This is a genomic window from Maribellus luteus (assembly GCF_003576475.1).
Classification (GTDB): Bacteria; Bacteroidota; Bacteroidia; order Bacteroidales; family Prolixibacteraceae; genus Draconibacterium; species Draconibacterium luteum.
In genome coordinates this window covers 120,434-143,336 of record NZ_QWGR01000005.1, presented here as the reverse complement: position 1 = coordinate 143,336, position 22,903 = coordinate 120,434, and the positions used below count along the sequence as shown (strand labels likewise).

Genomic DNA, 22,903 nt, shown 5'->3' with positions numbered 1-22,903 from the left:
AACAGATTGACCCGAAAGTTATAACTTTGCGGCATATTCCTCATTGGATTCAAATAAAAAACTATAGGGAATGAAAAATCACCCACTAAAAATTTTCACCGGAAGAACCACCCGATATTTAACCGAAAAGATTTGCGACAGTCTGGATGTTGATTTGGGACATTCATCGTGCCCGGTATTTGCCGATGGCGAGTTTGAACCCTGTTACGAAGAAACCATTCGCGGATCGCATGTTTTCATCGTTCAGTCAACACCTCCTTCAGCCGATAACCTGTTGGAATTGTTGCTGATGGTTGATGCCGCCAAGCGGGCAAGTGCCTACAAGGTAATTGCTGTGGTTCCGTATTTTGGTTATGCACGCCAGGACCGCAAAGACAAGCCAAGGGTTTCGATTGGTGCCAAACTGGTTGCCGATCTGCTTTCAACGGCAGGTGTCGACCGGTTGATAACCATGGATTTGCATGCCGACCAGATTCAGGGATTTTTTAATGTCCCTGTAGACCATCTGTATGCTTCCACCTTGTTTGTTCCGTTTATTGAAAAAATGGGCTTGAAGGATGTGATAATTGCTTCGCCCGACGTGGGTGGAACCAAACGTGCCAATACCTACGCAAAAATGCTGGAAACCGGCATCGTGATCTGTCATAAAACCCGTGCGCGTCCGAACGAAGTGGGAAACATGACCGTGATTGGCGAGGTAAAAGGCAAGGATGTGATTATTGTGGACGATATCATCGATACAGCGGGTACCATTACAAAGGCAGCTAACCTGATGAAAAAAGAAGGAGCGCGTACCGTGAGAGCTTTTGCTGCACACGGGGTGCTTTCAGGACCGGCTGTTGAACGCATTGAAAAATCGGAACTGGAAGAAGTGTATTTTACCGACTCGATAAAACCCAATGCCGGAAGCAGTAAAATCAAGTACATCTCCACTGCCGATGCCTTTGCCGAGGCCATTCGCAGGGTGTATAAAAATCAGTCAATAAGTTCGTTATATTACAAATAATTCCTATTTTTGCACCGCTTTTTCCGAAAGCAGAGGCATAGTAGTTATGCATGCTGTTTGTCCGTCAGCTGACGGAAGGGCTGAGTACCATAATTATTAAATTAAATTATTACAATGAAATCAGTAGCAATTAAAGGGGAACTGCGTACTTCCCTTGGAAAAAAAGATTCCAAAAAACTGCGCGCAGAAGAGAAAGCTCCAGCTGTATTGTACGGTGGCGAGACTCCAATTCATTTCGCAGTTGATTTTGCTGAAATGCGTCAGTTGATTTATACTCCTAACGTATTTTTGATCGATCTTGAAATTGATGGCAAAACATACAAAGCAATCATGCAGGATATTCAGTGGCATTCGGTAGAAGAAGTTATTCTTCATGTCGATTTTCTTCAGATTGCTGAAGACAAGCCAATTAAAGTGGCTGTTCCTGTTAAAATCTTTGGTCACGCAAAAGGTATCAGAGTAGGGGGTAAATTAAATACCAACCTGCGTCGTTTGAAAGTGAAAGCATTGGCTGCCGACCTGCCGGATACAATTGATATCGATGTTACCAAATTAGGTTTGGGACAGAGTATTAAAGTAGCCGACCTGAAATCGGATAAAGTGGAGTTTCTGGATCAAAAATCAAACGTAGTAGTTAGTGTAGCAATCACAAGGGCTGCAAGATCAGCTGCTGGTGCTGCTTTGGCAACAGGTGACGATGACGAAGAAGAAACTTCAGAAGAAGCTCCTGCAAGCGAAGAATAAACCTTTAAAGATACTTGTGTGAAGTACTTAATTGCCGGTCTCGGTAATATAGGACCAGAATACAAAAATACTCGCCATAATATTGGCTTTCAAATATTGGACGCACTCGCTGAGGCGTCCAATATTAGTTTTAACGATGGCCGTTACGGGTTTGTATGTGAATACAAATTCAAGGGCCGTACTTTTGTATTGCTAAAACCCACCACTTACATGAACCTGAGTGGCAGAGCAGTCAACTACTGGTTGCAAAAAGAGAACATCGACATTAAACACCTGCTGGTGCTGGTCGACGATCTGGCTTTGCCCTTTGGAACCATTCGGGTGCGTGCCAAAGGTGGCGCAGGCGGTCACAACGGGCTCGAAAATATCAACCAGGTGTTGGGGCGCAACGACTACGCACGCCTGCGTTTTGGAATCGGCGACGGTTTCCCGAAAGGATTTCAGGTGGATTATGTGCTGGGCGACTGGAGCAAGGAGGAGCAGAAAGAACTTCCTTTTAAGTTTATCGACTGCATCGAAATTATCCAGAGTTTTGGAACCATCGGGGTCGATCGCACCATGAATGTGTATAACAAGAAGTAGAAAGAATGGCAGGCGGAGTCAGGATAGACAAATGGTTATGGGCTGTGCGGATATTTAAAACCCGCAGTCAGGCTACCGAAGCATGCCGCAAAGGACAAGTTTCGGTGGGTGACCAGCAGGTAAAACCTTCGCGCGAAATCCACAAAGGTGAAACCGTGAAGGTCCGGAAGTCGCCGATTACCCGGTGGTTTAAGGTACTCGACCTGACGGAAAAACGCATGGGAGCCAAACTGGTGTTTGATTTTGCAAAAGACGTTACGCCGCAGGAAGAGCTCGACTTACTCGAAATGCAAAAGCACATGCGCTGGAGCGTACGGGATAGGGGAACCGGCCGACCTACTAAAAAGGACCGGCGCGACCTGGATGAATTCTTCGACTGGTGGGATGAGGAGTAGGAATTGAAGGATTGAAGGACTGAGGGATTGAGGGAGAGAGAGTGCTTGAATGCTAAAATTAGCTGTGAGCCATGAGCTTCGAGCCGCGAGTTTTTCGGTACGTAGTTTCATAGCAACTTTGAACACTGAACACTAAATTTTTTAAAACAGAACTCAAGATATGCTGGTAGCCAAACAAAAAAGAAAAGAAAACATAGTTGAGTACATTTTGTACCTGTACCAGGTGGAAGATTTGATCAGGGCATTCAAACTGGATATGGAACTGATTGAACAGCGCCTGGTAAGTGGTTACAAAGCCGACGAAAAAACAAAAGCTGCCATTACCGACTGGTACGCCAACCTGATTCTGATGATGGAGCGCGAGCAGATCAGGGAAAAAGGCCACCTGCAATTCTTGACCAACCTGATTGCCGATGTGAATGAGTTTCATCTGAAACTGATGGAAACCGGAAAAGATGCAGGCTATACACAAACATTTAAAACCGTTGCCGGCCTGATTCAGGAACTTAGCCAGAAAAACCCGGAGGCAAAAAGCGATGTGGAGATCGGTATTACCGCTGTATATGGATTTCTCTTGCTAAAAATGCAGCACAAGGAAATATCGCTTGATACTACGGAAGCCATCCAACGAATCAGCAAATGGCTGGGCGGGTTGTCGAAACTTTACCGCGATTTTGAAAACGACGAATTCAGTTTTGAATAATACGGCAGTTCTCTCTTTTTCCAAACCACCGGTAGCGGTTTCGGGCAACCCACCGGTAAAGACCGTCTCTCCACCCCCGCGGAAGAAATCGCAATATGGACAGCCATTTCCACGGCACGGGCAACATACGGGCTATCTCAATGGCTGCCTCTGATTCAGTAAATACTTTCGTGTTTCTGATCAGAATAACCGAGTCGGTATCCAGGGATATCCGGTAGTGTTCCACCAGCTTTTTTCCTTCCTCCGATTGCAGCGAAACATAGTAGAACTGCTTTTGCCTATCCCGTTTCAGCACAAAATCTACCGAGTAGTTGCACAAATTGCAAACCCCGTCAAAAAGGATTATATTTTTTTCGAATCTCATATTTACTAATTATAACAGCGTTGAATATTTTGAGTTTATTTTAACTCAAAATCATCTTATTATTATGATGAATATATGTTCGCTACCGGTAATTTTTTAGTTAATTTACATCTCTTTCGTTGTGAAAAACTGATTGTATGCGAGTTTTCAAAAAGTTCAGGAATTATCTTCATCCAACCCTTATCTCTTTATTGATTTTTATTTTACTGGCGGCCGGTATTTCCGCTTTTACCAATTACAAGCTGGGGCTGTGGGAAAAAGATATAAGGGCAGGTTTGTTCGATGTTGTTTCGGGGAAAAAGTCGAAACTTGAAAAAGCCTTGTATTCCCGCATTTTTTATACCCGTGGGGTAGCTGCCTATGTTTCACTGAATCCTGAAATTTCTCAGGATGAATTTGCGGAACTGGCCAAAGAATACATTAAAAACGATACGGTAATTGGCACGATGTCGCTGTCGAAAGACTGCATCATCACTGATATTTACCCGGTGGAGGGGCACGAGGAAGCCATTGGTCTTAATTTGCTGGAACATCCCGAGCGTAAAAAGATCGTGGAAAAAACCATTGAAACACATCTCACATTTATTGCAGGTCCCGTGGAACTGGTCGAAGGAGGTACTGCTTTCATCAGTTATACTCCTGTTTTCGATAAAACGACGTCAGGGCAGGAGCGTTTCTGGGGAGTTACAGATATTGTGATAAAGCAAGATGAACTCTTAAATGAGGCGGATTTGAATACCACTGAGAATGGATTTAAGTATGCGCTGAGGGGAGTAAACGGCGATGGCTATGACGGAGACGTATTCTGGGGAGATCCTGCCATTTTTGATCAGAACCCGGTCACTATTTCGGTTGATCTGCCCATAGGTAAATGGATACTGGCTGCCGCTCCTGTATCCGGATGGAGAAAGTATGCCGATCAGGATAAAACCATGTTTCTCGTATTGTTATTCAGCGCAATCATCATCAGTATTCTTATCTGGCTTTTTGTGAATGCTTTGGCAAAAATCCGTAGAAATGAAAAAGAACTAAAGGCCATTTTTGCATCGCTGGACAGTTTAATTATTGAACTGGATTCGAAAGGAAAATACCTGAAAATTGCAGCAATAAACGAGGTCGATTTAATCTTGCCCCGGGAAGAATTGATCGGCAAATATATTCACGAACTTTTCGATCAGGAAGAAGCGGAATACATCATGCAGGCCATAAAAAAGTGTTTAAAATCAAAGGAGCTGCAAATTGTTGAATACAGGCTTGTTCTGAGAGGGAAGGAAAAATGGTTCTCAGCCAGAATAAGTTACAAAGGTCACAACAGCATTATTTTTAACGCAAACGATATAACCAAAGCAAAGGAACGGGAAAAGCAACTACAGGAATCGGAGCAGCAGTTAAAAGAATTAAACGCATCGAAAGATAAATTCTTCTCAATTATTGCGCACGATTTGCGCAGCCCCCTGGCGGGACAAAAAGGCGTGATCGATATTCTGATGGCTGAGCATGATCAGCTGGATGAACCAACCAAAAGAGACCTGTTGAAGAGTGTACAAACCTCGGCAAATCAGTTGTATGTTTTATTGGAAAATTTGTTAAAGTGGGTGCTGTCGCAATCGGGAGGAATAAAACCAGTATTTTCCAAAATAGATTTTAAATCGACGTATGGAGTAGTTTTTCATCGTTTTGAAACCAGCGCCCGTTTAAAGGATATTCGGCTGGAAGATAATCTGGAAGAGGGAATTGATATCACAGCAGATGAACAACTGACGGATACTGTACTTCGGAATCTGGTATCGAATGCTATAAAATTTACACACAAAGGCGGTAAAGTTAGTGTGCAGTCAGAAGTTGTTACCCGAAATGGCAGGTCGTTCTGCAAAGTGAGTGTGGCAGATACCGGGATAGGAATAGCACCCGATGCGCTAGCCAGGCTCTTTGTTACCGGAAATACTATGTTTTCAAACGGTACCGCCAACGAAAAGGGAAGCGGTCTTGGCTTGTTGCTGTGCAAGGAATTCGTTGAAATTCAGGGAGGCGAAATATGGGCAGAGAGCACGGTTGACAATGGCTCTGTTTTCTCTTTCACACTTCCTGTTGCCGAATAGATTCTCCTTTTTCCTGTTAAAATAAATCCGGAAAGGAAGTGTGCAGGTCCAGCGGATCATCCATTTGTTTTTGCTGCTCTTTTAGGCGGGAAATCAGTTGTGCTTTTATTTCCTGAAATTCCGGCTGCTCCGATAAGTCAACAGTTTCCAGCGGATCTTTTTCGAGGTCAAACAGCAGTATTTTCGGAACCCGCGGGTACACAATCAGTTTGTAGCGGTCGGTTCTTACCATGCGCTGCAGGTTGATGTAGGCGCCGTATATTTCGTTGTACGGGCTTTGTTTTTCGTTATTCACCAGCGGCATCAGGCTGTTAAAATCAATGTATGCGGGCTTTTCAATTCCGGCCAGATCGAGGGTGGTAGCCATTATGTCTTGCAGGTAAACCTGCATGTCGCGTTTCTCATTTTCCGGAATATTGGGGCCAACCACAATCAGCGGCACTCTCATACTGGGATCGAACATGTTTTGTTTTCCTACCAGGCCGTGGTGCCCAACAGCAAGGCCGTGGTCGGCACTAAAAAGGATGTAGGTGTTTTTGTCCTGCCCGGTTTGTTTTAAATGCGAAATGATTCTGCCGAGTTGATCGTCCAGATGTGTGATAATGGCGTAATACTCCTGGCGGTGTGTTTGTATCGAATATTCAGTGCGGGGGAAGGGCGCCAGTTTTTCGTCGCGGAGGCCGGGACCACAGCCAATGCTGTCTTTGTAAGGATACAGCTCCAGGTAATTTTCAGGCACTTTTATGTTTTCCACCGGATACATATCCACGTATTTTTTCGGCGACTGGCGGGGATCGTGCGGAGCATTAAAAGCCAGGTACATAAAAAAAGGCTTTTCGCTCTCCTGCGCCTGATCCAGAAAATCGATGGCATTGTCGCCCACCACTTCGCTCCAGTGTTTGCCGCCTTCCCAGTAGCCGCCGTATTGCGTATGCCACGGCAACCAGGTGGTGTCAGCCGGCGAAAGCGGCCGGTTGTAAGCTTCCGGGACACTTTTGGGCATCCCGGGACGAATGTCTCTTACGTGCATAAACAGGCTGTCGGCCGGAATCGAGACATGCCATTTGCCGGTCATGTAGGTTTCGTAACCGGCATTGGCCAGCAGCAGGCTCCAGAATTGCCCCTGGTCTTTCATGGGCTGGTAGTTGTTTTGTGCCGCCTGCGCTCTCCACAAAAATCTTCCCGTGTTTAACATGGCCCGGCTGGCCACACATATCGCCCCGTTCCAGCCTCCCATGTTGTACGAATGCGTGAAGCTGACTCCCGCTTCGCTTAGCTTGTCCAGGTTGGGGGTAATTACCTCGGGGTTACCGTGGCTGCGAATGCCTTCGTAAGTCATGTCGTCGGCAAAAATAAACAGGAAATTGGGCCGGTCTTTTTCCGGCTGGTGCTGGCTGCACGAAGTTGCCAGGGCAAAAACAAGGAGTAGAAGCGGGAATAGTTTATTCATAACCTCAGATTTTCCTCTAAAAGTAAAAAGAATAAACAGGTTTATTGTGCATCATGTCCGGCTAAAAACAAAACTGCCAGCTCCCATGTTGCAAAACACATTGTGGGGCACGCAACCTTTTGGTACGTTTAAGCATCTGTTAATCAGATCGACCAAAAACAACCACATTATGAAAAACGACCCGTAGCACAACTCTTCCAGATCCGTTAAAAGGACAAAGCGCTTAGCGGTTTGAATCCGCTTAGCGCGTAATACCGAATCTATCGACTCTTTTGTCAGTAATTACGGGATCTAGGCAACAAAACAGTTAGAAACTACCAAATCAAAGCTAATTATTAAAAACTAAAAAAATGAAACTAAATATTCTCAAGTTAAGCTCTATAATTCTGTTTTTGGCTTTTGTAGGCACAGCATGTAACAAAAACGATGAAGATATTTACGGGGAAATTGCAATTAAAGACTTTAATTATGTTGGCTGTAAAAATGAATCCGAGAAGTCAGCACCTATCGAAACACTAAAATGCAAAGCAGAGGGGAACTACCTCTTTGTAAAACATGAAAACACACTTTTTAATTGCTGTATTGACGCACTGGTTGTCGAGGTAAGCCAGGATAGCTCTTCTGTTATTCTTACCGAAAAGGAAACCGGAGCGTATTGTGATTGTATTTGCAGGTATGACCTGGAATGTAAAGTAGGCCCTTTGGAATATGGTGAATATGTGTTTGTATTGAAAAGAGACTCAAGGACCCATGCCGAGTTTAAACTTTATTTCAGCTCTACAACGGATAGCCTGTTTATTATAAAGTAATCTGTGTAGCGACGAAGAAAACTCACGTTTAAAAACAACCAAAATGAAATTAAAGAAAATAAGAATGCAAACAATTCTTCTGCTCCTGCTGCCCCTTTGTGTGATTTTACTTGCGATGGGTTGTAAGGATGATAATGAGTATTCCGATCAGGTAGAAGGTTATATTGTTGGTTCTTTCATTGCGGATGAATTTAATACAAAAGGAGAGGCCACCGGAAATAAAACAGAAAGAGGTTACTGCATATTACTTGAAGGAAGTGAAAATAACGCAATGAACTTTTACTCATTTAATATTCCTGAGGGTTTGTTTTCTTTCCCGGATGAAATTCTTACTCCGGATTATAATGGAGATAATTGCGGCCCTAGTTTTTTCCCCGATAGTTTGAAATACGCTTATAAAATTAGCTTCAAATACCAAATTGTAAGTACACAGGACGAAGTTCCGTTTGTTACCGGGGCTTGCCGTGCCATGTTAGCCTCTTTTCCATGGGAAAATTATGATCAGGTAATGGTAACTGAAACATCTAAAAGCGAACCATAATGTTTGTGAAATTTAAAAGGTTAAAACGATCTGCTCTGCTTTCCCGTGCGGTTGCATCGCCTGGTTTGACGGAAACTCACCTTTAAACTTTAAACATGAAATCAAAAAAAATAAAACGAATTATCCCTTTACTGCTTTTACTACCGCTTTGTGTGGTTTTGCTGGGGACAGGGTGTGATGATAAAGAACAAGACCCTCTATGCTTCCAAGGAAAGGTAGTGAACCTTAATCATGGAGATGGATGTCAAAATATCATAGAAATTTCTGAGCCTCCCGAGAATAGTGAGCTTCCAGTGGGTGCAACAATAGCATTTAATTCTGATTTGTATGATGGGATATTAAATGAGGGTGATATTGTGTATTTTAAGGTTCTTCAATATGAAGAATTTGGGAATCATTTTTCGACCTGTATGCTATTCCCTGAGTTTGCAGCATCTATAGAATTTTGTAATAATTAAAAATAAATGATGACAAAGCTATCGGGACAAAGCTCGTAGCTCGAAACTCATCGCTCCCGCGCGATTGTATAGCGGGGTTTGACGGAAGAAACTCACCTTTAAAAACTATAGAAATGAAAACGTTAACCTCAACATGGGGCAAATTAAAACTACTCTTTATCTTTTCATTCTTTCTTATATTCCTTGGGACAGGATGCGAAGACAAAGAACCTCAATACGAAATTTATGAAAATCACGAGATTTCCGCTTGCGGAGTGGAGGATCCTTTGGTGAACCTTGAATGGTTAAAACGAATTAAGGATGAAATTGCGCTGAATAAAACAGATATTCATTCCAGTTTCAATATTGATCTATACGAAGAAAGGGAAACAAAAAACCATGTTATTCTTATCCCATACTCTCCGGATAAAAAAACATACGATTATCCCGTATATAATTGTTCCGGAGAATTGACTATTTATCATGCAGGACCAGGAGGCGAGATACAGGGAGTGCCCCCAGCTTTCCCGTTACATTCATACTGTACATTTGTTGGTACGCTTTGGTCTGTAACAGTTAAATAAAGATGAAAAAGACAATATTGACACCGCGTTCCCGCGCGGTTGCATCGCGTGGTTTGACGGGAACACAACTTTTAAAACCCAAAAAATGAAATTAAAGAAAATAAGACTGTATACAATTCTTCTGCTCCTTTTTCCACTTGGTGTGGTTTTGCTAGGGGGAGGGTGCGACAATGACGAACCAGACATGCACATTTCTGAGGACATAGGTGATTTAATAAGTGTGTTTGAACTAAAATATGGTGAGTCGAGAGAAATTGTCTACCAAGGAGAAAGAGTAGAACTTTCTATTAAAAATGTTGAAGATAGTGTTAACTTGGATTGTGCCCTGGTAGATTTTGAGGATAACCAAAATGGACCTTTAGCTTTGAGGGTTTACTCCTATTTACAAATAGGTAATCAGGGCAAAACAGTAAAAATAGCCTCAAAACCATGTGGGGCCTTATTCTATGAAAATAACGGGCATGATATAGAAGATGTAAATGATTTGATCAGCGATATGGAATCGGCTCCGGCTAATTTAAACGACGATTCCTATTTTGCAGATGCATTCATTAACCATTTTGGAGAGGGGGCGTTCATTTCAAATACTTCATTCCGGATTTTCATGGCAAAAGCGTCACCAACCAATTATAATCAGCCCGATGCAGATATTGAAGATTATCAATTTATATTCATTGTAACAGCTAAAAACTAGACTTTTATGGAAGCCCCTGCCCCCGCGCGATTGTATCGCGTGGTTTTAAAGTGCAGCAGCATAGTCAATAAAATAGTAACCTTTAAATTCTAGCTATTATGAAAATAAATAACTTTAAAAATGGACTAATTACGATTGTAATTGCCGGCGTCAGTTTATTGCTTGTTTCCGGCTGCGAGAAAAATCAAGAAGAAAACTGGATAATCGATTCCGACAAATGTGTTTTTATTGACCATCATGTAAATACAAACGGTGAGCTAATCGAAGGAAATTATATTGAAGGCCCGCAAGTAGATTTTCCTACTTATACGTTTAATGCTGAAAATGAAATTTTATCGGGAGATATCGATTTTTCAATCAATAAATCATTGAAAGTAATTTACGGAAATGGCATTAGTTTAAGTGGTTTAGCTGGTGGAGGTGCTGGAACCGGACTTACGGGGATTTATGAATTGCCGTACGAACAAGGTGCATTTAAGATAACAGATGTGGAATCAAACGGAACCGTTCACCTATTGTATAAGGATTCTTCGATTGTATTAAATGTGGATGAAGAATGGATAAATGTCACATCAAGAATTGACACCCAGGATTTTGGCGAAGGAGTTGCCAAAGCAAACCTGATTACAACTGACAAGTTTGTCAATTACGGAATCATCGAAAAGTCGAATATCGAGAAGTGGGAAGAAGATTAAAATCAAAGTTTGATTGAAAAAACAACAAATCCCCTGCTCCCGCGCGATTCCATCGCGTGGTTTACAAAATCCAACTTATAACAATGCCACACGAGGCAATCGTGCGGCAGCGGCGGCAGCCTTTCTTCGCCCGACGATATAGCTTTTCAAAACAGCGGGGCCTTTGCGTTGCCGGTTGAGATAACTTCTCGGATGGGAGAAGCCTTTGCGACGTGCGTCCGTGTTACTACGCTGAATGGAGGGAGGTTTTCGTCGCCCGACAATGTTACTGCTCCGGTCTGCGGCATACTTTCGTCGTTCGACAATGTTAGCATGCTCATCTGCGGCGGCTTTGCAACCGGCGACGCATTAGGTTCTCCGAATTGCGGCACGGTATTGTCGCGCGACAATGTTGCTACGCTCGAGTGCGGGAAGCTCTTGTCGCGCGACAATTTGATTACTCTCAACTGCGGCGGCTTCTTTAAATCAGTTAGTTAGCTGTTTTTTGTGTTGGCGTGTGTAGGGTAGCCTTCCCGCTAAGCCGCAAATAAAAGAGGCTGTCCAAAAAGGCAAGCTGTTTTAAAAGAAACTTACAATTTATAATCGACTTTCATTTTACCCCTCCAAACCTCTCCGTCAGCTGACCGAAGGCTTAAAGTCCCCTACAGGGGATTTAGGGGTGAAAACCCTGGTGGTTACTTCCAAATTGTAACATCAATCTAACACAAGAGAACTTTTGAGACAGCCCCTTCTATTTTACAGGCCGGTGCCTTATTATTTATTGGTTTTAAAATCCTGAACCAGTCCTTCGTAGAGCCAGTTGGCCAGTGCCTGGCGGTTGCCCGACATAATCAGTCGTTGGATGTCGCGCTGGTGGTTTACATTTCCTAGCTCGATGTAAACTGCTGGTGGATAGGTATTTTTTACCACATACAGGTTTCTTTCTGTTACGGTGCCCCCGTATCCTCGCCCCGGCTGGTGCTCGCGGTATTTTTTTGCAAAGGTTTCCAGCAATATTTTGGCGGCTTTTTCGCCGGTTTCGCTTCGTTTATCGTGGTAGAAAAACACATCGATGTTTTCGGCCCTGCTGCGCGAATCCACATGAACGGCTATCATACGCTGAAAAGAACCCCGGTGTTTAACATAGAGTTTATTCACGGCATCGGAACGCTGGCGCAGGCGTTTGATCTGGTTCAGCGGAATGGTAAGCCGTGGGTAGCAAACCTCGTCTTTGTCCACTTTCAGGTAGCTATCGTCGCGGATACCGTCGTTGGGGTCGATGGTGATCATGTAAACCGTGGCCCCTTCCGAAATCAGGTTGCGGGCCAGTCTCAGCGTCACATCATAGGCATATTCGTCTTCGGCCACCAGGTGGTTGTTGTATTTTCCCAGCGCTCCCGGGTCGGGGCCTCCATGCCCTGCCATCAGGTAATAAACAGCGCCTTTCAGCTGTTCGCTTTCAATCACTACATTTTCGTATTGCTTGCCAAATATTGGGTAGCGTTCGGTTCTGAGACCGGTTTTTGCTGCCACCGGCTGTTCTGTAACACTGGTAGCGGCAGCAGCCACATCCGGAAGTTTGTATTTAACCCCGGCAATCAGCGTGTTGTCTTTGCCCAGTGCCTCCTTGTTCAGCGAAATAAAATCCTGTAAATAATCGGTGGCCGAAATTCCGTGGCGTTTTAAAAGCCGGTAAATTCCATCGCCTTTCTCCGCTACCACCTCTTTTGTTTGTGCGCCTGCATCATACGGCAGAAAAGCGGTAACCAAAATTATTAAATAGATAACCTTAACAAGTGATTTTATATGTAAGTTTGCCTTAAACATATGAAGTTTATTTCTGTTTACAGTAAACGACTTTCATGCTAAAATAAAGGTAACGCACATAAATTTCTTTTGTTTATGCGACATTCTATCAGCCACGCGCTGTTAATAACTCTATTGACGTTTGTCATATCCTGCCAGAACCCCGTAGTACAAACCGGGGTGGAACTGAAGAACATTCCGGTGGCCGAAGAAACCAACCCGCTGGATAGCAATATTGTTCGCTTGTATCTTCCGTACAAGAATATGCTGGATAAAGACATGAACCGGGTGATTTCTTTTTCGGAAGAAGAGATGGAAAAAGACAAGCCCGAAAGTTTGTTAACCAATTTTCTGGGGGATCTTTTGCTCGAAGAAGCCGCAAAAACTGATGTGGCCCGGCAGGAAAAGATCGTTCCGTCGGTTTCGTTTTTTAATTACGGCGGAATCAGGACTGCTTTGCCCAAGGGGAATATAACCGTGGGGAAGGTGTATGAATTAATGCCCTTCGAAAACGAACTGGTTTACCTGGAACTAAAAGGCAGCACCCTAAAGGAATTTTTAAATTACGTGGCCCGCAAAGGTGGCGACAGTGTGGGGGGCGTCCGATTTAAAATATCAGGAGAGAAGGCCGAGAATATACAAATCGGCGGACAGGATTTTGACGCCGACAAAACGTACTGGCTGGTAACCAACGACTACGTAGCCGGTGGCGGCGATGGCCTCGATATTTTGAAAGAACGTTTACAATATGTGAGCCCGGGAATATTGATCCGGGACCTGATTATTCAACACCTGGAAGAAAAACAAAAGAACAACGAGCATTTGCAGGTAAAACTGGATGGGAGGATCAGCCATGAATAGAAGACATTTTATCCGGAATGTGGCAGCCGGTTCGGCGGGCATCGGTTTGGCCCTTACGCCTTTTGATTTGCTGGCCAGCGACGATTTTGTAACCATCAGCATTTTGCATACCAACGATTTGCACTGCCACATCGAGCCTTTTGGCGAAGGCAACGAACGCTATGTCAACAAAGGTGGGCTGGCACGTATTTCAGAGTTGGTGAAACAGCAACGCGCTGTTAATCCCAACACGCTTTTGTTCGATGCGGGTGATATGTTCCAGGGAACGCCGTACTTCAACTATTTCAAAGGCGAGCTGATGCTAAAGGTAATGAGTGCGGCCGGCTACGACCTGGGGACCATTGGTAATCACGAGTTCGACAACGGCTTGAAAGGCATTGCCGATCCGCTGCCCAATGCAAAATTCCCGATCATTAGTTCGAACTACGATTTTTCGGATACGATTTTAGCCGGGAAATTTGACCGCTACAGAATATTTACACGCAACGGCATTAAAATAGGCGTTTATGCAGTGGGCATCGAGCTCGAAGGGCTGGTGAGCAAACGCAATTACGGGAATACCGTTTTTAACGATCCGGTTCGGGTGGCGCTCGAGATGGAGTCGTTTTTAAAGAATGAAAAGGAATGTGACCTGGTGATCTGTTTGTCGCACCTTGGGCTGAAATACAAAAGCAACAAAGTGAGCGACCTGGTGCTGGCTGCCGAAACATCAGCCACCGACCTGATCATTGGCGGGCATACACATACTTACCTGGAAGAACCGATGGTGGAGAAAAACAAAGCCGGAGAACCGGTGATTGTGAACCAGGCGTGGTGGGGTGGTTTAATGGTTGGTAAAATTGATTTTGTGTTCGACCGCAACCAAAAGCATAAAAAGCAACTCTTTTCTAAAAACCTTGAATCATAAATCAACCAATGAAGCGCACTCAACGGTTACTTTTATCACTTTTTTCCGGAGTTTTGTTAAGTCTGGCCTGGTTGGGATTTCCCGGTTGGATATTGTTTATCGCTTTTCTTCCGCTGCTGGTCATCGATAAGTTTTTTGTCGACCGAAAGGAAGAATACCGCAGTGTGTCTTTCTGGGGGCATGCTTTTCTGGCTGTCTTTACCTGGAATATTCTCACTACCTGGTGGATCATGCATGCGACCCTCGTTGGTGCGGCCATGGCCATCATTACCAATTCCTTTCTGATGTCGCTGGTGCTTTGGCTGGCGCACATGGCACGGCGAAAATTCCGCTCAAACCTGGGGTATATCTGTCTGGCGGTGTTCTGGATTTCATTTGAATATTTCCATTTTCACTGGGACATTGAGTGGCCCTGGCTACAGTTGGGCAACGGCTTTGCCAACAACGTGAAAATGATTCAGTGGTACGAGTTTACCGGAACTTTTGGCGGTACTTTGTGGGTACTGGCTATGAACATTCTCATCTTCAAGCTGCTGGTTCAGCTACAGGAGAGGATTGCCAACCGCGAGCGGGTGATTTCGCTGGTAAGCATGGCGGTGGCGCTGTTTGTGCCGCTTATCATTTCATGGAGTATGTATGCCGGTTACAAAGAGGAAAGCAAGCCCAAACAGGTGGCGATTGTGCAGCCCAATGTGGATCCTTATTCCGAAGAATACGATATGCGGGCCGAAACAAAAAAGAGAGACAATTTCCTGAAACTGGCCGCCAGCGTGACGGATAACAATACCGATTTTATTGTAGGTCCCGAAACGGTTTTTGAAAATCCCGGCTACTGGAACGAAGCCGAATTGAATAGTAATGGCTTTGTGCACAGCATGAAGGGCTTTATGAACAATTACGATCATGCCGAGCTATTATTCGGGGTGTCTTCCTATAAAGTTTACCCCAACAAGGCCGAGGCTACACTCACCGCGCGCACTTCGCAGGACGGAACCAGTTACGACCGATTCAATACGGCCATCTTCCTGGATCGAAACGGTGAAGAGCAGATCTACCACAAATCGAAGCTGGTAGTGGGGGTGGAGAAAATGCCTTTTATGAAATACCTGGGTTTTATTCGCGACATTGTGATCAACATTGGCGGAACCACCGGAAGCCTGGGGCGACAGGAAGCAGCCAGCAATTTTGTTTCGGCTGATGGAACAATGGTAGCGCCTGTTATTTGTTACGAGTCGGTGTTTGGCGAATACGTGACCGACTATGTGAAAAAGGGCGCCGAACTCATTTTTATTATCACCAACGACGGCTGGTGGAAAAATACGCCGGGTTACAAGCAACACATGTCGTTTGCGCGTTTACGGGCCATTGAAACCCGCCGGAGTATTGCGCGGTCGGCCAATACCGGTATTTCGTGCTTTATCAATCAGCGGGGCGATGTCAGCCAGCCAACTCCCTGGTGGCAGGAAGCGGCCATATCGGGAAGCATCAATGCGAACAGCGAATTGACGTTTTATGTCAAACACGGAGACTATATCGCCCGTGCGGCTTTGTTTTTAAGTGTTTTGCTGGTATTGCTTTTGGTGGTGAAACGGTTCAGGTAAGGACACAAAAAATCCGCATCAATTCATCATGTGTAAAACCCCTGTATAACAGGATTTGAGTGCCCGGTTGATCAAACTTCCATCGGTCAGAAGACTCACCCCGAATACTCGGGACTACAAGGCCTGTTTTAGCAACCATAAAGAGCGTCCTCGGTTTAATTTTTTCTGTTGAGTTTACCAATTTTTGAATTAATGCGGACAGTATCTTAATCTATTTAAAGAACTCGTTTTGTATGTCTCAAATGTAGCTGTAACCTTTGGTATATGCAAATTTTAGATGTTAATTCTTACCGGTTTCAATGTAATGCATTGCTGGCTAGTTTATTAAAAATGGCCCGGATATTCAAGCCCTGAAACGGCATTTCACAATAAGAATTATTATGATGACAGGACCTAAGGATTTGAAAAATAAGCGGGTAAGCCTTGGCGAAATAGGGCATAAAAAGATTTTCCCGGGGAAAGGCTAGACTATGTGGAAAAGCAAAGAAAGAAGGTAAAAACAGGTCATTACAGGATGACGATTCGCATCGGGAGTTCTAAATTTGTATCAAATATTCAAGTAAAAAATTGAAACAAAATGAGGAAGCTTAATACCAGATGGATGCACCCGCGCGACCAGATTACCATGATTATTGACAAAATCTACCGAAGCGGCTTGACAACTACTTCGGGGGGTAATATTTCGATTATCGACGAAAACGGCGATGTGTGGGTAACCCCTTCTGCTATCGACAAAGGAACCTTGCGTCCTACCGATATTGTTTGTGTAAAAAGCGACGGAAGTATTGAAGGCAGACACAAGCCTTCTTCGGAATATCCGTTTCACATTGCCATATACAAAAGCCGCCCCGACATTAAAGCGGTGATCCACGCGCACCCGCCGGCACTTGTTTCGTTTAGCATTGTTCGGGAAATACCCAATACCAATGTTATTCCGCAGGCAAAACACGTGTGTGGTCCCATCGGATATGCTCCCTACGAACTGCCGGGTAGCGAAGAACTGGGAACTGTAATTGCCCGTGAGTTCGACAAAGGATTCAACTCGGTGATTATGGAAAACCATGGTACGGTGGTTGGCGGGCGTGATTTAAGTGATGCGTACCAGCGTTTTGAAACCATGGAATTTTGTGCCCGGACGTTGATCAACGGTAGTACGATCGGAACCCCCAATTACCTGACCGACGAGCAAATCAACGAGTTCGAAAGCCAGATACCGCGTCTTTTGCCCGAAATGGACGAGGTGGAACATCCATCAGATGAAAGAGCCATTCGCGAACAGATCCAGCGCATTGTATTGCGTGCCTGCGATCAGGGATTGATGATCAGCTCTTACGGAACGGTTTCGGTTCGCTGGCGTGGAAACGATTTTCTGATCACACCTCCCAATGTGGCCCGCTGGGACATTCAGTTGAAAGACATTGTTCAGATAAAAGACGGGAAACGCGAACCCGGGAAAATCCCCAGCCGCTCTACCTGGCTTCACCAGGAGATTTACAAACGCAATCCGCATGTCAACTCCATCATTCTTACGCAGAGCCCTTACCTGATGGCTTACAGCGTAACCGGCGAGAAAATGGATGTGCGTACCATTCCCGAGAGCTGGATTTTCCTGCAGGACATTCCGAACATGCCTTTTGGCTCGCATTTCGCCGGGCAGGAAGCCATTTTGAATACTTTGTCAGTAAATACGCCGGCCGTAATTATTAATAACGATTCAGTTTTGGTAACCGGTGATAAATTGCTTGGCACTTTCGACCGGCTGGAAGTGGCCGAATTTAGCGCCAAGTCGCTGACAATGGGAGCATCGCTGGGCAAGTTGGTGCCTATTAACGACCAGCAGGTGGAAGCCCTTCGGAAGAAGTTTTTGTCGTAACAAACGATCAACGGTTTTCGGAGAAAGCCATAGTTCAAAAACGAAAAGGAAACCATTTTTGGGTGTAGTTGGTTCGGTTTTAACGGAGAATAGAAATCAGTTGAAACCGGACTAACTATAACTTTTAAAAGAATGCGGATACGGATTCCCCATTATCCTCTTGTACTCAAGCACAAACGACTGGTACCTGATCAGCGCCTCTTCATTCATTTTCAGCCGTTGCATAGCCTTTACCTGGTACGCAAATGCTGTATCGTTTAATGGATCAATATTGAATATAGCTTCAGCAATCTTGATAACAGAGCGGAACGATTCCGCCTCAAAACATTTTTCCAGTTCAAGCAGCAATACCGGCTCCAGCTTTTGTTCCATTGTCTCTTTAAACGAATCGTAAAGCGGATGATCCGAAAGTTTCAGAAATTTACCACGGGTGATCAGCGATAACAATTCATCGCGGTATTGTTCTGTATTTTCCGCAGAAATGATCTGAATGCAGCGGGTATAATCGCAATAGAACTCTTCGGTTTGTACCATCTTGAAGCATCCTTTTTCGTAAATCAATTCGATTCCATCGAGTTCGCTCAAAGCCTTGCGCAGGTGATTGATGGTTACGCCTCTCGAATTCTTTACCTTGGAGGCGGGCCTTCCGGGCCATAAAATGTCGCTTAAACGTTGCGAGGTGATCCCGTCGTCTTCGGCACTGTGTTGCAGGATCAGGCAAAATGCCTGTTTCAGTTTTTCGCTGAACAGGTAGGTAATATCTTTGTTTTTCCGGTCGCGTACTTCAAAATCGCCAAAAAGACAAATGGAATTGGCCCGGGCAGGCATGTGGCTTTTGAGCCCCGAATCGCGCGAAATTGGTAGTCCGTACTCATCGGTTTTCTGCATTTGCTTGCGTCGCTGGTACAAAAGGTAACTTATGCCAATGACTGCCCCCGAAACAAGAACGATTAAAAGCAGCGCGACATTACTGCTTTTACTCTTCGAATAGCTTTTAAGCTCCTCGGCAGTAATGGGTGGGAAAGCCAGCGAATATACTTTCAGGTTCGACGAAATATCGTCATCAAATTCCTGAACTGTGGCATACAGGTTATTCAGACCCGCATCGTAATAAAGATTGGCATTGGTGGTAATTTTGTCGGAATGAATCGGGATGGAATCTCCCAGTACTTCATAGCTGCCATCGCTCATCGAGAAGCGGTAGAGCTTCAGAAAAGAATCCGAAAAGTGCTCGGGATAACACAGGGTGTAGAAACACGAATCATTCAGTATCACCATTCCTCTGACTGGGACCACATTGTCTTCTTGCCATTGAATTTGCCAAAGCTTTGAAATTTGCTTTGTATTCAGATCTATCCGGTATAAATCGTAGTAGTATTTTCTTCCAACAATTTGTTCGCCCGACTCGTTGCCCATGCCGCCAAAGATGTAGATTGAATTGTTCTGCTTCAGGTAACCTACCGAAGAAAAATAACGCGGCGACAGGAAATCTCCGGGTATTTTGTCCAATACATTCCACCTACTCGTGTTCAAATCATATGTAAAGAAGTTTCTACTGTAATGCATACTGCCAAAACCTCCGAACAGCGTGTATTTCCCGGTCGACGGATCGAAATACGCACCGTGGTGATGCAGTTGGGTCGGCAACTGCTCCTTGCTTTCTCCCGTCCATTGGTAGGTGTTCAGATCGAGACTGGCTACCGTTGAACCTTCGTAAGGCGCTTCATAAAACACTTCATAGGTATACAGCTTGTTGTTTCCCGGATCAAGGAAATTGGTACCCAATATCAGTTCAACAGGACATTTTTCATCAAATACCTTTATTTCGGTGTGGCCCGATCGTACATTGTATATATGTATCGAGTCGCGGTTAAAATAATAGATCTCTTTTTTTAGCGAGTTGTAATTGGCCCCGGCAACCAATTTCGATTGAAACGAAGTTTGATAGCGCCAGTGATAGGCGTCGTTAATCAGCCATTCCGGGTTGGAAACTTCTCCAATGTCTTTCCCTTTTTGATCGTGAACGATGTTTCCCTCGTTCTCTTTCAGCGGGAACAGGTATTTTTCTTTGTTGCCCACAGAAAGGTCTTTTATCGCGAATGTGGGCACATCAATTATAAAATCACTTTTCCCGAAAAGGATAACCGGACTGCAAGGATTGGGAAGACTGCCATTGCTGGTGCCAAAGGTTTTGTCATGAATGGCGAGCGTTATCGAATCGCGTTTCAGGTCGAATGATAGTTTCATTTTAAACCAGTGCATGTTCAGCAATTCTTCCTTATCCATATTGGCGGTAATCAGGTTGTTCTTGCCCTCTTCGTTAAATTTGAATGAAAGCTCGCTGCCTTGTCCGTCAAAAAAGAGGTTGTAGATCGTGTTGTTTTCCTGGTTTTTGATGCGGATGATGTACCCGATTTGGGTGGTGGGATAAAGAGACAGGTTAAAATCAATAACAAAGCTGTCGGTAAATGTTACCTGATTATCGCCAAAAACATTGTACGAAGTTCTTTTGTCGATGGGCTGTTCGCCACCGCTAAACTTCAATCCTCCCAGAAATGATTTCTGAACCCCTAAAAGAGTGAAAAGTAAAAGTATGTAGCAATGTAGTTTTACTGATACAAGCATAGTTTCAAATATTTCCTTTGTTGGAACTTATTTCTTTAGGATTAGAAAATGTAATTGTGCGGCAAAGATATGAAAATTATGACAGCACAAGCCCAACGAGGTTTGCCCCAAGTACCTCAATTAATTATAGCGTAAGAAACACTAACACGCTGATAGATTAATAAGTTTTTTGGGAAACTAACCCTGTTTTAACCCAAATTTTAACCACTTCCGCCAACATTTGTCCACTCACAAAAAGTATGTGCTGATTGTGAACGTGGATTCACAATGAAACAACAGGTTCAAATGAACTGAACAAGGTTTTTAACTTATTTAAATGTATTCTAATAATGAAACTAATTAAAATCTCACGGACCCTTGTGTTCGCTGTGTTGTTGGGGACGGCCTTGGCCTTTTTAAGTTCCTGCGAAAAAGATGACGAGTCGGTAGATATCGGCTTGGGTACTGTTAGCGGAACCGTTACCGATGGTGACGGATTGCCCGTTTCGGATGTTTTGGTTACGCTTTCGGGAGTGAATGAGGAGGAGGCGACCGCAACCAGCGATGCTGAAGGAAAGTATTCCTTCGAAAATGTATCGGTAAAAACGCATGCAGTTAAGTTTTCGAAAGACGGCTGGTTGACTGTTAGTGTAACAGTTACCGCCGAAAAATTTGACGAAGCCAACGTGGCTACCGCCAATGTGACCATGGTAAATGCTTCGGCAAAAATTATGGGAACAATTAGCGATGCCAAGAACGGGGGAGCGCCTCTTGCCGGTGTAACGGTTAGTGTTGGCCCGGCCGGTACGGTTACAAGCGATGCCGATGGTATGTATGTAATTGGAAACCTGGTGGCAGACGATTATACCCTGGTATTTTCCAAAACCGACTATGCAACCATCACCAAAGAAATTGGCAAAGACGATTTTGCAGACGGAGTGGTGACCATCGATATTCAGATGGGAAGCCAGGAATTGTTGCGTGGTTTAACGGCCGACGATCTGGCTGAAGCCGATAAATGGTATTTCAACGAATATCGCGGCGGACGCAATGCCGATGCTTACCCGCACTGGGACTGGGCATGTAACTATATGTGTACGCTCGATTTCCAGGGAGCATGGCAAGAGCAAAATGAAGGTACTACCATTCAAATTCGGAATAACGGTGACGAACAAAATAATCCGGCTGATCTGGATGTATTTGATTCGTTTGTATACGGAAGTAAGCTCATTACCGAAGACAACAAAATACTGTCGTTAAGATTGCGTACACACAATGCCGATGAAGCTGCGCCTGCCTATTTTGGTGTGCAGGTAGTAGATCTTTCGGCCGCACAGCCTGCCGCAGTAAAAATTGGCGAAACCAAAACCTATGGTTCAGGTAACTATACTGATTTTGAGTTCGATCTTAGCGACTACGTCGGAAAAGAAGTGATTGTAGCCGTCGGTATTTACCGTCAGCAAACCGGTGATTATTGGAAACAACTGGTTTTACGTGCCATTCGTTTTGCCGACCGGAAAGTGGAAAATTGGGATTGGCTGCCAGGTACAGAAGTAGTTGAAGGCTGGAAATTAACCGTAGAAACAGCCCGTTCTACCATGGCGCACACCAAATCTTCTTTTACCGGTATCAGCCCAATCAGCGGTAACCGCGATAACTATGTTGATGCTTACCGTGCATGGCGCGATGTCGCTCACATTGCGGCCGAGTGGTCGTTTGTGCCGCTCAGAAAAGACCCGGAAGTATTCCCGTCAGAAGGATACATCATCAAAACCCGTAATACCCCGGATGTGGATACAAAAGTGCCGGAATCGTATCTGTATGCCAAGTTTGACATTGCCCCGGGTAGCAATCAGTTGAATTTCAGTACCCGGAATTTCGGCGACAACTATACCTATTTCAAAGTTACAGCCATTCAGGACGACGGAACGGTTACGCATTTGTCGCCACAGTCGAACACTGCGCAGGAGGCCAGTGCCGCAGAAGACGGATGCTGGAAATTCAAACACGGAGAAGGTGGTGCCGACAACCCGGAAGCCTACGCATCGTTTGTGTACGACCTGACGCAGTTTAACGGTCAGGGTGTAACCATTGCCATTGGCGTGTACAACGGCGCAGCCAATACCGGTGAGAATAAGCTGGTTCTGCACAGTGTTAACATGAACTAAA

22 protein-coding genes are annotated in these 22,903 nt (G+C 44.5%); 17 read left to right on the top strand and 5 right to left on the bottom strand.

Annotated elements, in window-relative coordinates:
* Positions 1-70: 70 nt before the first annotated feature.
* The 5 genes from D1614_RS10810 (at position 71) to D1614_RS10790 (ending at position 3,430) form a co-directional block, all read left to right on the top strand.
* Positions 71-1,006, top strand: coding sequence for a ribose-phosphate pyrophosphokinase (locus D1614_RS10810; RefSeq protein ID WP_119437945.1), 936 nt, complete (start codon positions 71-73; stop codon positions 1,004-1,006).
* 114 nt (positions 1,007-1,120) lie between these two features.
* Positions 1,121-1,750 carry a 50S ribosomal protein L25/general stress protein Ctc gene (locus D1614_RS10805; protein ID WP_119437944.1) on the top strand — a complete coding sequence of 210 codons (630 nt, stop codon included), beginning with the start codon at positions 1,121-1,123 and terminating at the stop codon, positions 1,748-1,750.
* 18 nt (positions 1,751-1,768) lie between these two features.
* Positions 1,769-2,332, top strand: coding sequence for an aminoacyl-tRNA hydrolase (gene pth / locus D1614_RS10800; RefSeq protein ID WP_119437943.1), 564 nt, complete (start codon positions 1,769-1,771; stop codon positions 2,330-2,332).
* Positions 2,333-2,337: 5 nt separating this feature from the next.
* A complete protein-coding gene (locus D1614_RS10795) occupies positions 2,338-2,727 on the top strand; it encodes an RNA-binding S4 domain-containing protein (protein WP_119437942.1) in 390 nt (129 codons plus the stop codon).
* Between the two features lie 160 nt (positions 2,728-2,887).
* Positions 2,888-3,430 carry a DUF4924 family protein gene (locus D1614_RS10790; RefSeq protein ID WP_119437941.1) on the top strand — a complete coding sequence of 181 codons (543 nt, stop codon included), beginning with the start codon at positions 2,888-2,890 and terminating at the stop codon, positions 3,428-3,430.
* Here D1614_RS10790 and D1614_RS10785 read toward each other — a convergent pair.
* Complete coding sequence (locus D1614_RS10785) at positions 3,417-3,794, bottom strand: thiol-disulfide oxidoreductase DCC family protein (protein WP_119437940.1); 378 nt, start codon at positions 3,792-3,794, stop codon at positions 3,417-3,419. The two genes, D1614_RS10790 and D1614_RS10785, sit on opposite strands and share 14 nt — an antisense overlap.
* Positions 3,795-3,931: 137 nt before the next feature.
* Between D1614_RS10785 and D1614_RS10780 the strand changes: the two genes are divergently transcribed.
* Positions 3,932-5,893 (top strand): ATP-binding protein, encoded by a 1,962-nt coding sequence (locus D1614_RS10780; RefSeq protein ID WP_119437939.1) that lies wholly within the window; start codon positions 3,932-3,934, stop codon positions 5,891-5,893.
* A gap of 16 nt (positions 5,894-5,909) precedes the next feature.
* Here D1614_RS10780 and D1614_RS10775 read toward each other — a convergent pair whose 3' ends face one another.
* Positions 5,910-7,343 (bottom strand): sulfatase family protein, encoded by a 1,434-nt coding sequence (locus D1614_RS10775; protein WP_119437938.1) that lies wholly within the window; start codon positions 7,341-7,343, stop codon positions 5,910-5,912.
* A 350-nt stretch (positions 7,344-7,693) separates the two neighbouring features.
* Here D1614_RS10775 and D1614_RS10770 point away from each other — a divergent pair, with 350 nt between their 5' ends.
* From D1614_RS10770 to D1614_RS10745, 6 genes are all read left to right on the top strand, one after another.
* The gene (locus D1614_RS10770; protein WP_119437937.1) at positions 7,694-8,152 is read left to right on the top strand and encodes a hypothetical protein; all 459 of its coding nucleotides are present in this window, start codon (positions 7,694-7,696) and stop codon (positions 8,150-8,152) included.
* A 43-nt stretch (positions 8,153-8,195) separates the two neighbouring features.
* Positions 8,196-8,693, top strand: coding sequence for a hypothetical protein (locus tag D1614_RS10765; RefSeq protein ID WP_147384161.1), 498 nt, complete (start codon positions 8,196-8,198; stop codon positions 8,691-8,693).
* Positions 8,694-8,788: 95 nt separating this feature from the next.
* Positions 8,789-9,151 (top strand): hypothetical protein, encoded by a 363-nt coding sequence (locus tag D1614_RS10760; protein WP_119437935.1) that lies wholly within the window; start codon positions 8,789-8,791, stop codon positions 9,149-9,151.
* A 113-nt stretch (positions 9,152-9,264) separates the two neighbouring features.
* On the top strand, positions 9,265-9,714 hold the full coding sequence (locus D1614_RS10755) for a hypothetical protein (RefSeq protein WP_119437934.1): 450 nt from the start codon (positions 9,265-9,267) through the stop codon (positions 9,712-9,714).
* 85 nt (positions 9,715-9,799) lie between these two features.
* Positions 9,800-10,408: a hypothetical protein gene (locus D1614_RS10750; RefSeq protein ID WP_119437933.1), complete on the top strand. Its 609-nt coding sequence runs from the start codon at positions 9,800-9,802 to the stop codon at positions 10,406-10,408.
* 98 nt (positions 10,409-10,506) lie between these two features.
* Positions 10,507-11,103, top strand: coding sequence for a hypothetical protein (locus D1614_RS10745; RefSeq protein WP_119437932.1), 597 nt, complete (start codon positions 10,507-10,509; stop codon positions 11,101-11,103).
* 146 nt (positions 11,104-11,249) lie between these two features.
* Here the strand turns inward: D1614_RS10745 and D1614_RS25655 are convergent, their stop codons facing one another.
* On the bottom strand, positions 11,250-11,423 hold the full coding sequence (locus D1614_RS25655; protein WP_155523336.1) for a hypothetical protein: 174 nt from the start codon (positions 11,421-11,423) through the stop codon (positions 11,250-11,252).
* 433 nt (positions 11,424-11,856) lie between these two features.
* Positions 11,857-12,909 (bottom strand): N-acetylmuramoyl-L-alanine amidase family protein, encoded by a 1,053-nt coding sequence (locus D1614_RS10735; RefSeq protein ID WP_206609984.1) that lies wholly within the window; start codon positions 12,907-12,909, stop codon positions 11,857-11,859.
* Between the two features lie 75 nt (positions 12,910-12,984).
* On the opposite strand from D1614_RS10735, the gene D1614_RS10730 reads away from it, so the two are divergent.
* The 4 genes from D1614_RS10730 to D1614_RS10715 all read left to right on the top strand — a co-directional run bounded on the left by D1614_RS10730 (position 12,985) and on the right by D1614_RS10715 (position 18,130).
* Positions 12,985-13,749 carry a 5'-nucleotidase C-terminal domain-containing protein gene (locus tag D1614_RS10730; protein ID WP_119437930.1) on the top strand — a complete coding sequence of 255 codons (765 nt, stop codon included), beginning with the start codon at positions 12,985-12,987 and terminating at the stop codon, positions 13,747-13,749.
* Positions 13,742-14,656 carry a bifunctional metallophosphatase/5'-nucleotidase gene (locus D1614_RS10725; RefSeq protein WP_119437929.1) on the top strand — a complete coding sequence of 305 codons (915 nt, stop codon included), beginning with the start codon at positions 13,742-13,744 and terminating at the stop codon, positions 14,654-14,656. Before D1614_RS10730 ends, D1614_RS10725 begins: the two co-directional genes overlap by 8 nt.
* Before the next feature lie 8 nt (positions 14,657-14,664).
* The gene (gene lnt / locus D1614_RS10720) at positions 14,665-16,257 is read left to right on the top strand and encodes an apolipoprotein N-acyltransferase (protein ID WP_119437928.1); all 1,593 of its coding nucleotides are present in this window, start codon (positions 14,665-14,667) and stop codon (positions 16,255-16,257) included.
* A 577-nt stretch (positions 16,258-16,834) separates the two neighbouring features.
* The gene (locus D1614_RS10715) at positions 16,835-18,130 is read left to right on the top strand and encodes a class II aldolase/adducin family protein (RefSeq protein ID WP_119437927.1); all 1,296 of its coding nucleotides are present in this window, start codon (positions 16,835-16,837) and stop codon (positions 18,128-18,130) included.
* A 111-nt stretch (positions 18,131-18,241) separates the two neighbouring features.
* Here D1614_RS10715 and D1614_RS10710 read toward each other — a convergent pair whose 3' ends face one another.
* Positions 18,242-20,755 carry a Kelch repeat-containing protein gene (locus D1614_RS10710; protein WP_119437926.1) on the bottom strand — a complete coding sequence of 838 codons (2,514 nt, stop codon included), beginning with the start codon at positions 20,753-20,755 and terminating at the stop codon, positions 18,242-18,244.
* 329 nt (positions 20,756-21,084) lie between these two features.
* Here D1614_RS10710 and D1614_RS10705 point away from each other — a divergent pair, with 329 nt between their 5' ends.
* Positions 21,085-22,902 carry a carboxypeptidase regulatory-like domain-containing protein gene (locus D1614_RS10705; RefSeq protein WP_119437925.1) on the top strand — a complete coding sequence of 606 codons (1,818 nt, stop codon included), beginning with the start codon at positions 21,085-21,087 and terminating at the stop codon, positions 22,900-22,902.
* Position 22,903 lies beyond the last annotated feature (1 nt).

Bases quoted from the DNA above. Each gene is read 5' to 3' on its own strand.
- D1614_RS10810 (WP_119437945.1), top strand. From the start codon at position 71: ATGAAAAATCACCCACTAAAAATTTTCACCGGAAGAACCACCCGATAT.
- D1614_RS10805 (WP_119437944.1), top strand. From the start codon at position 1,121: ATGAAATCAGTAGCAATTAAAGGGGAACTGCGTACTTCCCTTGGAAAA.
- D1614_RS10795 (WP_119437942.1), top strand. From the start codon at position 2,338: ATGGCAGGCGGAGTCAGGATAGACAAATGGTTATGGGCTGTGCGGATA.
- D1614_RS10790 (WP_119437941.1), top strand. From the start codon at position 2,888: ATGCTGGTAGCCAAACAAAAAAGAAAAGAAAACATAGTTGAGTACATT.
- D1614_RS10785 (WP_119437940.1), bottom strand. From the start codon at position 3,794: ATGAGATTCGAAAAAAATATAATCCTTTTTGACGGGGTTTGCAATTTG.
- D1614_RS10780 (WP_119437939.1), top strand. From the start codon at position 3,932: ATGCGAGTTTTCAAAAAGTTCAGGAATTATCTTCATCCAACCCTTATC.
- D1614_RS10775 (WP_119437938.1), bottom strand. From the start codon at position 7,343: ATGAATAAACTATTCCCGCTTCTACTCCTTGTTTTTGCCCTGGCAACT.
- D1614_RS10770 (WP_119437937.1), top strand. From the start codon at position 7,694: ATGAAACTAAATATTCTCAAGTTAAGCTCTATAATTCTGTTTTTGGCT.
- D1614_RS10765 (WP_147384161.1), top strand. From the start codon at position 8,196: ATGAAATTAAAGAAAATAAGAATGCAAACAATTCTTCTGCTCCTGCTG.
- D1614_RS10760 (WP_119437935.1), top strand. From the start codon at position 8,789: ATGAAATCAAAAAAAATAAAACGAATTATCCCTTTACTGCTTTTACTA.
- D1614_RS10755 (WP_119437934.1), top strand. From the start codon at position 9,265: ATGAAAACGTTAACCTCAACATGGGGCAAATTAAAACTACTCTTTATC.
- D1614_RS10750 (WP_119437933.1), top strand. From the start codon at position 9,800: ATGAAATTAAAGAAAATAAGACTGTATACAATTCTTCTGCTCCTTTTT.
- D1614_RS10745 (WP_119437932.1), top strand. From the start codon at position 10,507: ATGAAAATAAATAACTTTAAAAATGGACTAATTACGATTGTAATTGCC.
- D1614_RS25655 (WP_155523336.1), bottom strand. From the start codon at position 11,423: ATGAGCATGCTAACATTGTCGAACGACGAAAGTATGCCGCAGACCGGA.
- D1614_RS10735 (WP_206609984.1), bottom strand. From the start codon at position 12,909: ATGTTTAAGGCAAACTTACATATAAAATCACTTGTTAAGGTTATCTAT.
- D1614_RS10730 (WP_119437930.1), top strand. From the start codon at position 12,985: ATGCGACATTCTATCAGCCACGCGCTGTTAATAACTCTATTGACGTTT.
- D1614_RS10725 (WP_119437929.1), top strand. From the start codon at position 13,742: ATGAATAGAAGACATTTTATCCGGAATGTGGCAGCCGGTTCGGCGGGC.
- lnt (WP_119437928.1), top strand. From the start codon at position 14,665: ATGAAGCGCACTCAACGGTTACTTTTATCACTTTTTTCCGGAGTTTTG.
- D1614_RS10715 (WP_119437927.1), top strand. From the start codon at position 16,835: ATGAGGAAGCTTAATACCAGATGGATGCACCCGCGCGACCAGATTACC.
- D1614_RS10710 (WP_119437926.1), bottom strand. From the start codon at position 20,755: ATGCTTGTATCAGTAAAACTACATTGCTACATACTTTTACTTTTCACT.
- D1614_RS10705 (WP_119437925.1), top strand. From the start codon at position 21,085: ATGAAACTAATTAAAATCTCACGGACCCTTGTGTTCGCTGTGTTGTTG.